The sequence below is a fragment of the Frankia sp. AiPa1 genome (genome assembly GCF_023243075.1).
Lineage (GTDB): Bacteria > Actinomycetota > Actinomycetes > Frankiales > Frankiaceae > Frankia.
Map to the genome: position 1 here is coordinate 1 of NZ_JALKFZ020000136.1, position 13,023 is coordinate 13,023.

Consider the following 13,023-nt stretch of genomic DNA (forward strand, 5'->3'; position numbering starts at 1 on the left):
GTCCGGCTCCGCCTCGGTCCGGCTCCGCCTCGGTCCGGCTCCGCCTCGGTCCGGCTCCGCCTCGGTCCGGCTCCGCCGAGCATGGCGGCGGCGTCGGGCCCAGCCGTCGGTGTTCGCTTTGTGGCGAAATGTCCGTTGATTCAGGTAGGGTATGGCCGATGTCGTCGCCGTCTCTGCGCGAGGATGGGCTGGACACCCCGCCCACTACGTACCGCAGCGGGCCTTCGAGCATGATCCTGCTAAACAGGTCGCCGTGGGGGGTAAATCGGACACGAATGGCCCCACAGCGACCTGTTTAGATCTTGGGCCCTTGCTGGCTCACGGTCGTCGTCACGGACCGTAGCCGCAGCCGTTCAGCGTCGCTGCGCCGCGTTGGCACTGGACGGGTCGTCGGCCTCAGCTGGTCGTCGGCGTCAGCAAACAGTGTCGGTGACGCCTGGTAGGAATGCCGTCATGACCGAACCGTCCGGCACGATTCCCGGCCTGGGCTCGAAGGCCGCGGCGGCGGCGCCTGAGCAGGATGCCGGCCGCCGGCCGGCGTCGGCCGGGTCAGGCGGGAGAGTCGATCGGTCCCTGTCCGCCGGGCGGACGTCGCAGGTTGGTTCGGCCAGGGGCGGCGGTCGGTCTTCATCGGTCGGACGGTCGCCCGGAGGCGGAGGCGGAGGCGGAAGCGGAAGCGGGCGCCGGCGCGCGCCGGGCTCCCCCGCGCCGCCGGCCGAGGTGCTGCCGGTCGCCCGGGTGGCGGTCGACACTCCGTTGACCCACCTGGATCGTCTCTTCGACTATCTGGTGCCTGCCAGTCTGGCTGCGTCGGCTGTTCCCGGATCGCGGGTGCGGGTGCGCTTCGCGGGCCGCTTGGCCGATGGTTTCATCCTGGAGCGGGCGGAGTCTTCCGATCACGTGGGGCGGCTCGCCCCACTGGCCAGATCGGTCTCCGCCGAACCGGTGCTCTCCCCGGCCATCGCCCGGCTCGCCCGCGCCGTCGCGGACCGCTATGCCGGCACCCTCGCCGACGTCCTGCGCCTGGCTGTTCCGCCGCGCCATGCCCGTGCCGAGACGGCCGAGGTCGCGCAGGCAGCGGGACTGGCCGAGATGGCGGCCCCGCGGACCGAGCCAGCGCTGTCAGCATCGCCGGACTCACCTACCGAGCCGCTGTCCCAAACCCAGCCGTCGGACCCAGGGCCGCCGTCAGAGCCGGGTTCGCGGTCGGAGTCGGAGTCGGAGTCGCGGTCAGAGCCGGGTTCGGAGTCGGAGTCGGAGTCGGAGTCGGAGCCGGGTTCGCGGTCAGAGCCGGGTTCGCGGTCGTGGCCGGGGCCGCTCTCAGAGCTTGGGTCGCGGTCGGGGGCGAGGGGGGTGCCGGCTGGAGGGCCGAGGGGCTGGGCACGGTATCCGGACGGGCCGTCGATGCTGACGGCGCTTGCGGACGGGCGCAGTCCACGGGCCGTGTGGTGGGCGCTGCCCGGGCCGGCCTGGCCGGCGATGGTCGCCGCCGCGGTGGCGGCGACCCTGCGGTCGGGACGTGGCGCGGTCGTCGTGGTGCCTGATCACCGGGATGTCGACCGGGTAGAGGCGGCGCTGGTCGAGGCGGTCGGGCGGGAAGCCACGGTCGCCCTGCGAGCCGATCTCGGGCCGGCCGCACGGTACCGGGCGTTCCTTGCGGCCAGTCGTGGGCAGGCGCGGGTCGTGGTGGGTACCCGTGCGGCGGTCTTCGCGCCCGTCACCCGGCTTGGCCTGCTCGTTATCTGGGATGACGGCGACGATCTGCATGCGGAGCCGCTTGCTCCCTATCCGCACACCCGGGATGTCGCGGTGCTGCGCGCCGGGCAGGAACGCGCGGCGCTGCTCGTCGGCGGGTTCTGCCCGACCGTGGAGGCCGAGGCCCTGGTGCGGGCGGGCTGGGCCCATCCGCTGCGGGCCGGGCGGGCCGAGCTGCGGGAGCTTGCCCCCCGGGTCGAGGCGACCGGCTCGGACCACGAGATCGCCCGGGACCCGGCAGCCCGGGCCGCCCGGCTGCCGTCGCTGGTCGTGCGGACCGCCCGGGCGGCTCTCGACGCGGGTGCGCCGGTGCTCATCCAGGTCCCGCGGCGGGGCTACCAGCCATCGCTGGCCTGCGCCGGCTGCCGCCGTCCGACCCGCTGCCGGCACTGCCAGGGGCCGCTGGGCCGTCCGTCCGGCGCGGGCCTGGCGGCCTGCGTATGGTGTGGACGCCCCGAGGCGGCCTGGCAGTGCCCGTCCTGCGGGGATACCCGGTTCTGGGCCTCGGTGACCGGCGACCGGCGCACGGCCGAGGAGCTTGGCCGGGTGTTTCCGGGGGTGCGGCTGCGCACCTCCGGGCGCGATGGCGTGCTGGCCACCGTGCCCGCCGAAGCGGCCCTGATCATCTCCACTCCAGGGGCGGAACCGGTTGCGGACGGCGGCGGCTTCGGCGCCGTGGTTCTGCTCGACGGATGGGCCCTGCTCGGCCGTCCTGACCTGCGGGCCGCTGAGACGGCGCTGCGGCGCTGGGCGGCGGCGGCGGCACTGGCCCGTCCGGCCGCTGACGGTGGCCGGGTGATCGTGGCTGCGGACGCGGGGCTACCGGCCGTGCAGGCGCTCATCCGCTGGGACCCGGCGACCTTCACCGCCCGTGAGGCCGACGAGCGCGCCGCGCTCGGCTTTCCGCCGGCGAGCCGGATGGCCGCGGTCGACGGCACCGCCGCGGCCCTCGCCGAGCTGTTGGACGTTCTGCGGCTGCCCGACGATGCCGACGTGCTAGGCCCGGTGCCGCTGCCCACCGCTAGGCCTTCGAGCCCCGCCGGCGGCCCCGGCCCCGGCAGATCCACGCGCCCCGCCCGGCCGTCGGATCCGGCGCGTCCCGGCGGCAGCCCGGAGGCAGGCGAGCTCGAGCGCCTCCTCGTCCGAGTGCCGCGTGCTCGCGGTGCCGAGCTCGCCGCGGCCCTGCACGCCGCCCGCGGCGTGCTCGGCACCCGGCGCAGCACGAGCGGTCTGCGTATCCAGCTGGACCCGCTCGTGATCGGCTGAGCGGCTATGGCGTCGAGTCACGGTCCGCCCCGGGGTCACAGTGGCGGGGACCGCCCGCGAGTCACAGCGGCGGTCCGCGCCCGGTCGTGCACGCTGGCGGAGGTCGGCCGCGATACGGTCGTGCGGCGTCCGGCCGCGGGACACGGCCGGTCATCCTGGAGAAGCCCCGCAGGATCGTCCCGCTCGAATGTCCCGCAGAGACGGCCACGGCGTCCTCGCGCCTTGTGGCGGAACGGTGTTCGTGTGCGCCTTGTCTTCGCCGGCACGCCGGCGGTTGCCCTGCCCAGCCTGCGGGCTCTGATCGACAGCCCGCAGCACGACGTGGTCGCTGTGGTCACTCGGCCCGACAAACCGGCCGGCCGCGGCCGGAAGGTCACCTCGCCGCCGGTGCACGTGCTGGCGGACGAGGCTGGTATCCCGGTGCTCAGCCCGCGCCGTCCGGGAGACCCGGAGTTCCTCGCGGCGCTCACCGAGCTCGCGCCGGACTGCTGCCCGGTCGTCGCCTACGGCGCGCTGTTGCCGCCGCCGGCCCTGGAGATCCCCCGCCACGGCTGGGTCAACCTGCACTTCTCGCTCCTGCCGGCCTACCGCGGCGCGGCCCCGGTGCAGCGCACCCTGCTCGGCGGCGACGACCTCACCGGCGCCACCGTGTTTCAGATCGAGCTGGCGATGGACTCCGGCCCCGTGTTCGGAGTGGTCACCGAGCTGGTCCGCCCCACGGACACCTCGGGCGACCTGCTCGACCGGCTCGCGGACTCGGGCGCGCGGCTACTCGTCGCGGTGATGGACGGTCTCGCCGACGGCAGCGTCCAGGCGGTGCCGCAGCCGGACGAGGGAATCTCGTTCGCGCCGAAGCTCACCGTCGAGGAGGTGGGCGTCGACTGGAGCCGCCCGGCGGTCGCCGTCGACCGGTTGGTCCGGGCGGCCACCCCGGCGCCAGGTGCCTGGACGACGCTGCGGGATCGCCGCCTCAAGCTCGGCCCGGTCCGGATGGGCCCGCTGCCCGCCGACGCCACCACGAGGGGCCTCGCCCCCGGGGCGCTGGCCGTGCTCGCCGACGGGGCCGTTGCCGTGGGTACCGGCACCGACCCGGTGCTGCTCGGCGAGGTGCGTCCGGAGGGCCGCGGCCCGATGGCTGCGCAGGACTGGGCCCGGGGCGCCCGCCTGGGCGCGGACGAGCGCTTGATCACTCCGGCCCCAGCCCCGGCACCAGCCACGGAGCCGGCTTCGGCCGCCGCCTCGCCGCCGGCCGGGCGGAGCGCATGAGCGCCGCCGGGGCGCCCGGAGGTACCCGGGGGGCCCGCCCGCCGGCGCGGGTCGACCGGGCGCGGCGGCTGGCCTGGGAGGTGCTGCGGGCCGTTGACGAGCGGGGGGCGTACGCGAACCTGCTGCTGCCGGCGCTGTTGGCCGGCAGCGGCATGTCCGTCCGCGACCGTGGCTTCGCCACCGAGCTCGCCTACGGCACGCTGCGGGCCCAGGGCACCCTCGACGGAATGCTGGACACGGCGACCAGCCGGCCCGTGGACGGCATCGACCCGCCTGTGCGCGACGCACTGCGGCTGGGCGCCTACCAGCTGCTGCGCACCCGGGTTCCGGCGCGGGCGGCGGTGGCGACCACGGTCGACCTGGTCCGGGCCACCAGCGGAGAACGCCCGGTCCGCTTCGCCAACGCGGTGCTGCGCCGGGTCGCGGCGAGCGTCAGTGAGACCGGCGGTGATCTGGCCCTGATGCTCGGCGCGCCCGCGTTCGAGACCGACCCGATCGGCCATCTCGCGGTCGTGTGCGCCCATCCGCGCTGGATCGTCGAGGCCGTCGCGGAGGCGTTGGGCGACGATCTCACCGAGACCCGGGCAGCGCTCGTCGCCGACGACGTCCGCCCGGCCACCCACCTCGTCGCCCGTCCCGGCCGGATCGGGCGGGACGCACTGATCGCCGAGGTCGAGCAGGCCGGCCTGAGCGCCCAGCCCGGGCCGTACTCGCCCTATGCCGCTATTCTCGACGGCGGCGATCCGGGGGCACTCGCCTCGGTCCGGGCCGGCGCGGCCGCGGTGCAGGACGAGGGCAGCCAGCTTGTCGCGCTCGCCCTGGCCACGACGCCGACCGTCGGCCGGGACCTGGACCTGACCGTCGATCTGTGCGCGGGCCCTGGCGGCAAGGCGGCCCTGCTCGCCGGGCTGCTCACCGGCGGGCGGCTGCTGGCGCTCGAACCGCGGATGACCCGCGCGGCTCTGGTGGCCCGATCTCTTGATGGTGTCCCGGGCGCCTGGGTGGCCCGCGCGGATGGCCGGGCGGGCCCGCTGCCACCCGGATCCGCGGACCGGGTCCTGGTCGACGTGCCCTGTACCGGCCTGGGTGCCCTGCGCCGACGACCGGAGGCTCGGTGGCGGCGGACCGTGCAGGATGTCGCCGCTCTTGTCCCGTTGCAGAGTGCGCTGCTCGTCGCCGCCCTCGACCTCGTCCGCCCCGGCGGTGTGGTGGCCTACGCGACCTGTTCGCCGCACCCGGCCGAGACCACCGAGGTGGTCCGTCGCGTCGCGGCGCAGCGCCCGGAGGCGTCCCTGCTCGACGCGACCCGCGTCCTGGCGAATGTCCCCGACCTCGGTCCAGGCCCCTTCGTCCAGCTCTGGCCGCACCGCCACGGCACCGACGCGATGTTCCTCGCCCTCCTGCGCCGCAGCGACGCCTGACCAGGCGCCAGATCAAGTGGGGCGGGCCCGTGCCCGCTCGCGTGGGGTGACGGACCGTACGGGCGCCGGCACGGCAGATGTCCTCGATAGTCTCGCGGGGTGGCAACCGCACAGATCTACCCCAGCCTGCTCGCCGCTGACTTCGGCCGGATCGCCGAGGCGGCACATAGCGTCGAGGGACGGGCGGACTGGCTGCATGTCGACGTCATGGACTACCACTTCGTCCCGAACCTGGCGTTCTCCCCGGACACCGTGACGGCGCTGCGCGCGACGACGGCGACCCCGCTCGACTGTCATCTCATGATCGCCGACCCGGATCGCTGGGCCGCCGGTTACGCCGAGCGTGGCGCCGCGAACGTGACGATCCACGCCGAGGCTGTCTCGAATCTGCCTCGGACCACCGCGTCCATCCGCGCCGCCGGCGCCCGCACCGGGCTTGCCGTGAAGCCGAACACGCCGGTCGAGCGCTACGTGGAGGACCTGCACCGCTTCGACCTGCTGCTGCTTATGACGATCGAGCCCGGTTTCGGCGGCCAGACGTTCATGACCGAGGTCCTGCCCAAGATCGAGGCCGCCCGCCGGCTGCTGGACGACCGGGGCCTTGACCTCTGGCTGCAGATCGACGGCGGCGTGAACGAGCGGACGATCGAGGCGGCGGCCGCCGCCGGGGTGGACGTCTTCGTTGCCGGCACGGCCGTCTTCGGCGCCGAGGATCCCGGCGAGGCCGTGGAGAAGCTGCGGGCCCAAGCCCTGCGGGTCGCCCCGAACCTCACCCAACCGTCACCCTGAGTGAACATGGTCTCGGTCACATTTGTGGGGCAGGCGCGGACCGGATTCCTATGCCAAAATAGGGCAGCACAACTAGTAGCACGCGCGCTCCGGGGTCGGTGAAACTCCGAGCCGGCGGTGACAGTCCGCGACCCGCTCCAGATTTCTGGGGTGGTTGATCCGGTGAAATTCCGGGACCGACGGTGAAAGTCCGGATGGGAGGACGCGCGCGGGCCCGTGGTGCCTGTGCAGCGGTGGCTCATGCGGCTGTCGCCAGCGGGCGCGTGCCGGCGTGAGCATGCCGGCTGGTCCGCGTGGATGCCTGCCCATGGCCGGGGAGCGGTGCCCGGGACCGAAGGGCACGGGTCGGATGTTCACCGGCATCGTCGAAGAGCTCGGCATCGTCACCGCGGTGGATGCGGGCGCGGATGCGGCTTCGCTCACCATCACCTGTCAGACCGTTCTCGAGGACGCGATCCACGGCGCCTCCATCGCCGTCAACGGCGTCTGCCTGACCGTGACCAGCCTGCTGCGCGACAAGGCTGTTCTCGCTGGCGGCGCCGCGGCCAGCGCGGCATGGGACGGGGCCGCGCTGGATGACGCGGCGCTGGACGGAGCGTCCCGCGATGCCGTGGCCCGAGACGAGACGGCGAGCCGGGCCGGCCCCGCAGGCACGCTGACCGGCGCCAGTGCGTTCACCGCCGACGTGATGCACGAGACGCTCGCGCGTTCCTCGCTGGGTGGGCTCGCTCCCGGAGACCGGGTCAACCTGGAACGGCCGGTGCGCCTGTCCGACCGGCTCGGCGGGCACCTGGTGCAGGGGCACGTCGACGGCGTCGGCGTCGTCCAGGACCGGCAGGTCGCCGAGCACTGGGAGGTCGTGCGCGTCGCGTTGCCGGCGGGTCTCGACCGCTACCTCGTGGAGAAGGGCTCGGTGACGGTCGACGGGGTGAGCCTCACCGTTGTCGAGGTCACGCCCGCGCGCGACGACGCGCCGGCGTCGTTCACCGTCAGCCTGATCCCCACCACCCTCGAGCACACCACTCTCGGCCATCGTGCGCCCGGTTCACGGGTCAACGTCGAGGTCGACGTGCTGGCGAAATACGTCGAGAAGCTGCAGGCCGGCGCGTCCGGTCATTCCGAACCGGCCCCCGGCGGGCCCGTACCGGCCGGTACCTCTGATCCGAACGGATTCCAGCGATGACCAGTGCCAGGGATGTCGATCCGGGCGAGCGCGTGATCTCCGCCGACATCGAGTTCGCCGACATCGAGTTCGCCGAGATCGGGGCCGCGCTCGCCGATTTCGCGGCCGGGCGGCCACTCGTCGTCGTCGACGACGCGGATCGGGAGAACGAGGGCGATCTCATTTTCGCCGCCGAGGCCGCGACGCCGGAGCTCGTCGCGTTCATGACCCGCTACACCTCGGGGGTCATCTGCGTGCCGATGGACCCGGACGACACCGACCGGCTCGAGCTCGACCAGATGGTTCCGCACAACACCGAGCGGATGGGCACCGCGTTCACGATCTCCGTGGACGCCCGCACCGGCGTGTCCACCGGCATCTCCGCCGCTGACCGGGCCCGCACGATCCGGCTGCTCGCCGACCCGGGCACCACCCCCGGTGACCTGAGCCGGCCCGGCCACATCTTCCCGTTGCGCGCCAAGGACGGTGGAGTCCTGCGCCGCCCCGGGCACACCGAGGCGGCCGTCGACCTCGCCCGGCTCTCGGGCCTGCACCCCGCCGGCGCGATCTGCGAGATCGTCAACGACGACGGAACGATGGCGCGACTGCCGCAGCTGGCCGCGTTCGCCCGCGAGCACGGTCTGCTGCTGATCTCCATCGCGGATCTCATCGCCTACCGTCGGCGCACCGAGAAGCAGGTCGTCCGGGTCGCGGAGGCGTCGATCCCCACCCGCTACGGCCCGTTCCGTGCCGTCGGGTTCCGCAGCATCCTCGACGGCGTCGAGCACATCGCGCTGATCCGCGGCGAGCTCGGGGACGGCGAGGACGTGCTGACCCGGGTCCACAGCGAGTGCCTCACCGGCGATGTGTTCGGCTCCCGGCGCTGCGACTGCGGCACACAGCTCGACGCGGCCCTGCGGCTGGTCGCGGCCGAGGGCCGGGGAGTGGTCCTGTACATGCGTGGTCATGAGGGCCGTGGCATCGGCCTGATGCACAAACTGCGTGCCTACCAGCTGCAGGACGCTGGGCACGACACCGTCGACGCCAACCTGGCCCTGGGCCTGCCGGCGGACGCCCGCGACTATGGCACGGGTGCGCAGATCCTCGTCGACCTCGGGGTGCGGGGTATCCGGCTGCTGTCGAACAACCCGACCAAGCGGGCGGGCCTGGAGGGATACGGGCTGCGCATCGCCGAGCTGATCTCCATGCCGGTCAGCCACACGCCGGAGAACCTGCGCTACCTGACCACCAAGCGAGACCGGATGGGCCACTTGCTTCCCGGCCTGCCCATGGCGGTCGGCGAGGACACCCCGGCCGCTCCCCGCAGGCCCGCGGGCCCGTCGCTGGTGCCCGCGATCTCCGGCTGCGCCGCGGGCCGTGGTGGCGCGGGGGCCCACGACGGGGAGGCTGCCGACGAGGGGGCCGAACAGTGAGCGGCCACGGCGCACCGGCGGAGGTGCTCCCGCAGGCCACCGGCCTGCGCCTGGCGATCGTCGCGACCCGCTGGCATGCGGAGATCACCGACGCGCTGCTCGCCGGGGCGCTGCGGGCGGCGAAGGACGTGGGGCTGGCGACCGCGCCGACAGTGGTGCGGGTCGCCGGCGCGGTCGAGCTGCCCGTGGTGGTGGCGGCGTTGGCCGCGCGTCACGATGCGGTCGTCGCCCTCGGCGTGGTCATCCGCGGTGGGACACCGCACTTCGACTACGTCTGCCAGTTCGTCACGGCCGGGATTGCGCGCGTCACCCTCGACGCGAGGGTGCCCATCGGTTTCGGCGTGCTGACCTGCGACACGATCGACCAGGCGCGGGACCGGGCCGGTCTGGCGGACTCTCGGGAGGACAAGGGTCGCGAGGCGACGCTCGCAGCTCTCGAGACCGCCGCGGTGCTGCGCGCGCTCGATCCGACTGACTGAGACATCGGCGCCACGCACTGCGGTGGCACCCCCAGGATTCACACGGACGGTGCGAGCCCGATCCGTCCTGGTGACATGGCCTCGGTATGGTGTTGCCATCACGTGGCGATTCCGAGTGGATCGGGTGTGCCGACGGTGGGTTCGCTGCTCGTGATCGTGTTTGTGCCGGTCCTGATCCTGGTGAAGGGCTTGTCGGGACGACATGGTCGCGAGACGGTGATGTCGTGCCGTAGCGGCGGCTTCGCGCTGCGGCGTCGTCCGTCGGGGTCGATCCGGTGGTGAGGGCGAGGTGGCACGGATGGCGGGTCATGGCGGCGACGAGAATGACGGCGACCCGCAGCGCGACGCGCCCAGCCGGTCCACCGCTGCTCCCGGCGGCGGTGACGCGCGCCCGATCTCGCTGCTCGGGCTGCGCCTGACCGACACCCAGACTCCCCGCAACGCCCTGGTCACCCGCCGGTCCGCCCGCCCGCGCCCTGGCACGACGACCACCCCGCCCAGTGTCGGCCCGACCCTGCCACCGAGCTCCGCCTCGCCGCCGCCGCTACCCGCCTCGCCGCCGCCGCTACCCGCCCCGCCCGTACCGCCGCCCGCTGTGCCACCTGCCGCGTCGCTACCGGCTCCGGTCGCGTTCGACTCCGCCGATGGCGATGGGCCAGGCGCGCAGGAGCCCTTTGCCGACGACTCCGGCAACGACGCTGGTACCGAGGCCGGTACCGAGCCTGGAGCTCGGGTGGCCCCGGCGCACTCGCCGTGGCCACCCGGTTCGGCGGCGCGGCCGGCTACCAGCCCACCGGCCGCCGGTTGGACGCCTGACCTGGCCGGCGTGTCCGCTCCTATCGCCGCGCCCAACCCGCCCGATCTGCCGGGAATATCGGGAACACCCCGGCCACCCGGGTCCCCGGGGGCACCTGGATCGCCGGGCCCGGCCTTTCCGTTCGCCGCTCGACTGGCCCCTCCGTCGTTCGCTCTGCCGCCTCCACCCACGGCGAACCAGCCCCTGCCGCCGCTGGGATCGCCACCGTCCGCGTCGCCGGTGCGAGCGTCGGACATCGTGCCTCGCGGTACTGCAACCGCAGGCGCTCCGATGACAGGCGCTCCGAGCGCCGGGACGGTGACCCCTGCGACCGCGGCTGCGGATACTGTCACACCGGCTTCCGGCGCCGTCGCGGCGGCGGGCGGTGCGGAGCTGGTCGATGCGCCCAGGGTCGATCCGCCGATGGTCAGTCGGCCCGAGGCCAGCCCGTCCTTCGCCGGGTCGGCCCGGCGGGTGCCGAGCCCGCCGCCCAGTATTCCTCCGCCCGGGGAGGGCTGGGGGAGTATGACGGTGCTGGTACCGGCAGCCGGTGCTCCGGTGCCGCCGGACGTACCTCCTGGGTCAGGCGTGCCGGCCCCGGCGCCATCGGGAAGCGCGCACCCGGAAGCAGACGTGCCCGACCAGGCCGAACGGGCGGTGCACGCGCGCCCACCGCTCGGACCGTGGGTCTCGGGATTCGCCGGGTCGGCGGCGCAGGCGACGCAGGCCAGTCCCGCCCAGCCCGAGCTGCCACCGTTGCTGTTCCCGAGCTCGCCGCCGCTCGCGGGTCAGGCCGTCGTTGTTGCGCAGACGCCGTTCCCGCCCGCGCCCGCGCCACCCATGCCACCCGCGCCACCCATGCCACCCGCGCCACCCGTGGCGCCGTTCGCCGGGGTCAGATCCGCATCCGGCGAGCTCGCGATGCCTGCGCCCACGGTGCCTCCGCCTGATCCGTCGCTGTCCGGTGCGCCTGCACCCTGGCCAGGTGCACCCGTGCCCGGGGCGCCCGCCGGAGACGTCGGAACCTGGACGACGCCGTCAAGCCCCATGCCCGTGCCGGTGGTGCGCCCGACACCGCCGGCTCGTCCGATATCGCCGACTCCACCCGCACCGCTGACTCCGCCGGCACCACCCTCGTCACGACGGTTCGGCGGGCTGCCCGAGCGGGTGCGTAACGCCACCATCCTGGCCCGGGATGCCGCGGCCGCGCACCGGCCCGGCCCCGGGCTGACCGGCCGCGTCGAGCAGGATCCAACCGGTGCCGGGTATCCGCGGGTGCGGACTGGCGGGCGACGGGTGATGGTGGGCGGCTTCGGCGGCGGGGGCGGCCGGACGACGGTGGCAGCGGGCCTTGGCCTGGCGATGGCCGCGCACCACGGCCATCGGGTGGTTGCCATCGACGCCTCGCCCGACCAGTGCGGGCTGCTGGCCCACCGGGTGGGCCTGATCCCGCCGGGGGTCGGGCTGCGCGAGCTCGCCGCCGCGCGTCCGCCGGTGTCATCCCTGGACGCCGTGCGCCGATACCTCGCCACTGGAGGGTCCAGCGGGCTGAATGTCCTCGCCGGAATGCGGGATCTCGGCGGCCCGGGGCTGGTTCCCGAGGAACTCGCCTGGTCACTCGACCTGCTCGGCCACTGGTATCCCGTGATCGTCGCGGACGCGCCGTCCGGGTGGAGCCAGCCGGTGCCGGCGACCCTGCTTGCCCGCGCCGACCAGCTGGTGCTCACCGTCCGCGCCGGTGAAGCCGAGATCGCCGGGGCGGACGACGCACTGACCGCCCTCGTCGCCGGCGGGCGTGCTGACCTCGCGACCACGGTGATCGTCGCGGTGGTCGAGACCTACCCATCCCGGCTCAGCCGCGGCGCCCGCCTGCGCATGGAGCATCTTGAGGACCGCGCCTACATCACCGTGCCGGTGCCGTTCGACCCCGCCCTCACCGACAGCCGCCCGATCAACTGGCTGCGCCTGCGTCGCCGCACCCGCTTCGCCTTCCAGCGGCTGGCCGGCGCCGTCGCCACCGCGCCCATGCCCGGCAGCGGCCCGGCCCTGGCTCTGGCCCGTCCCGCCCTGGCCGCCGCCGGCGCGGACAACCGTTCCGCCGGCATCGGCTGAGGCGGCCAGAGAGTCGCGCGGAACCTCGGACGCGGGTGCGCACTGGGGTTCTTCTCGCGGATCATGATGGTCCATCACAGCAGACCGGTCGGTTCCCGCCCGATCCCCGCCCGGACCCGCGCGATCCCCGGGGTCCGGACCACGTCCGACGTCATCGGCGGCACGCGCACCGTCTGGCGTACCGCGTACCGCGTACCCGATGCCCGATGCCCGATGCCCGAGCCCGATGGCCGATGGCCGGTGGCCGGTGGTACACGGCGCCTCTGCCGTCACCGTCAGCTCCGGTCGTCACGACGAGCGAGCCCTCTCCCCACCGCCGACCCGCTACCGCCCTGCTCGCTGCCGTGCGTGACGACGGATCGGCCCCGGAAAACCTTCGTGTCGCTTCTACAGGGTTACGAAGGGGTAAATCGGACCGATTGCCCGGTAGAAGCGACACCCCCGCCCATCAGTAGCGCCACCACCCCGGAAAGCCATCACGGACAGTGAGATTCGCCGGGTGAACCCGGCCGCGAGCCGGAGATCCACGAGAGGCAACCTAGGC

General features: G+C 74.1%; 9 protein-coding genes and 1 riboswitch. All 9 genes read left to right on the forward strand.

Annotated elements, in window-relative coordinates; all coding sequences use genetic code 11:
- Positions 1–453 precede the first annotated feature (453 nt).
- The 9 genes from MXD95_RS13970 to MXD95_RS14010 all read left to right on the forward strand — a co-directional run bounded on the left by MXD95_RS13970 (position 454) and on the right by MXD95_RS14010 (position 12,479).
- On the forward strand, positions 454–3,021 hold the full coding sequence (locus tag MXD95_RS13970; RefSeq protein ID WP_250641042.1) for a primosomal protein N': 2,568 nt from the start codon (positions 454–456) through the stop codon (positions 3,019–3,021).
- Positions 3,022–3,264: 243 nt separating this feature from the next.
- On the forward strand, positions 3,265–4,287 hold the full coding sequence (gene fmt, locus MXD95_RS13975) for a methionyl-tRNA formyltransferase (protein ID WP_250641043.1): 1,023 nt from the start codon (positions 3,265–3,267) through the stop codon (positions 4,285–4,287).
- Positions 4,284–5,708: an RsmB/NOP family class I SAM-dependent RNA methyltransferase gene (locus MXD95_RS13980; RefSeq protein ID WP_250641044.1), complete on the forward strand. Its 1,425-nt coding sequence runs from the start codon at positions 4,284–4,286 to the stop codon at positions 5,706–5,708. Before fmt ends, MXD95_RS13980 begins: the two co-directional genes overlap by 4 nt.
- A gap of 99 nt (positions 5,709–5,807) precedes the next feature.
- Complete coding sequence (gene rpe / locus MXD95_RS13985; protein WP_250641045.1) at positions 5,808–6,497, forward strand: ribulose-phosphate 3-epimerase; 690 nt, start codon at positions 5,808–5,810, stop codon at positions 6,495–6,497.
- An 80-nt stretch (positions 6,498–6,577) separates the two neighbouring features.
- Positions 6,578–6,707, forward strand: a riboswitch (FMN riboswitch).
- Between the two features lie 139 nt (positions 6,708–6,846).
- Entirely contained in the window at positions 6,847–7,680 is an 834-nt protein-coding gene (locus tag MXD95_RS13990; protein WP_250641065.1) for a riboflavin synthase, read from the forward strand.
- Entirely contained in the window at positions 7,677–9,092 is a 1,416-nt protein-coding gene (locus tag MXD95_RS13995) for a bifunctional 3,4-dihydroxy-2-butanone-4-phosphate synthase/GTP cyclohydrolase II (protein ID WP_250641046.1), read from the forward strand. Before MXD95_RS13990 ends, MXD95_RS13995 begins: the two co-directional genes overlap by 4 nt.
- On the forward strand, positions 9,089–9,571 hold the full coding sequence (gene ribH / locus MXD95_RS14000) for a 6,7-dimethyl-8-ribityllumazine synthase (RefSeq protein ID WP_250641047.1): 483 nt from the start codon (positions 9,089–9,091) through the stop codon (positions 9,569–9,571). The genes MXD95_RS13995 and ribH overlap by 4 nt, the downstream gene beginning before the upstream one ends.
- Positions 9,572–9,697: 126 nt before the next feature.
- Positions 9,698–9,853, forward strand: a complete 156-nt coding sequence (locus tag MXD95_RS14005; RefSeq protein ID WP_250641048.1) for a hypothetical protein — start codon at positions 9,698–9,700, stop codon at positions 9,851–9,853.
- Positions 9,854–9,869: 16 nt separating this feature from the next.
- On the forward strand, positions 9,870–12,479 hold the full coding sequence (locus MXD95_RS14010; RefSeq protein ID WP_250641049.1) for a MinD/ParA family ATP-binding protein: 2,610 nt from the start codon (positions 9,870–9,872) through the stop codon (positions 12,477–12,479).
- Positions 12,480–13,023: the final 544 nt, after the last annotated feature.

Bases quoted from the DNA above. Each gene is read 5' to 3' on its own strand.
- MXD95_RS13970 (WP_250641042.1), top strand. From the start codon at position 454: ATGACCGAACCGTCCGGCACGATTCCCGGCCTGGGCTCGAAGGCCGCG.
- MXD95_RS13980 (WP_250641044.1), top strand. From the start codon at position 4,284: ATGAGCGCCGCCGGGGCGCCCGGAGGTACCCGGGGGGCCCGCCCGCCG.
- MXD95_RS13990 (WP_250641065.1), top strand. From the start codon at position 6,847: ATGTTCACCGGCATCGTCGAAGAGCTCGGCATCGTCACCGCGGTGGAT.
- MXD95_RS13995 (WP_250641046.1), top strand. From the start codon at position 7,677: ATGACCAGTGCCAGGGATGTCGATCCGGGCGAGCGCGTGATCTCCGCC.
- MXD95_RS14010 (WP_250641049.1), top strand. From the start codon at position 9,870: ATGGCGGGTCATGGCGGCGACGAGAATGACGGCGACCCGCAGCGCGAC.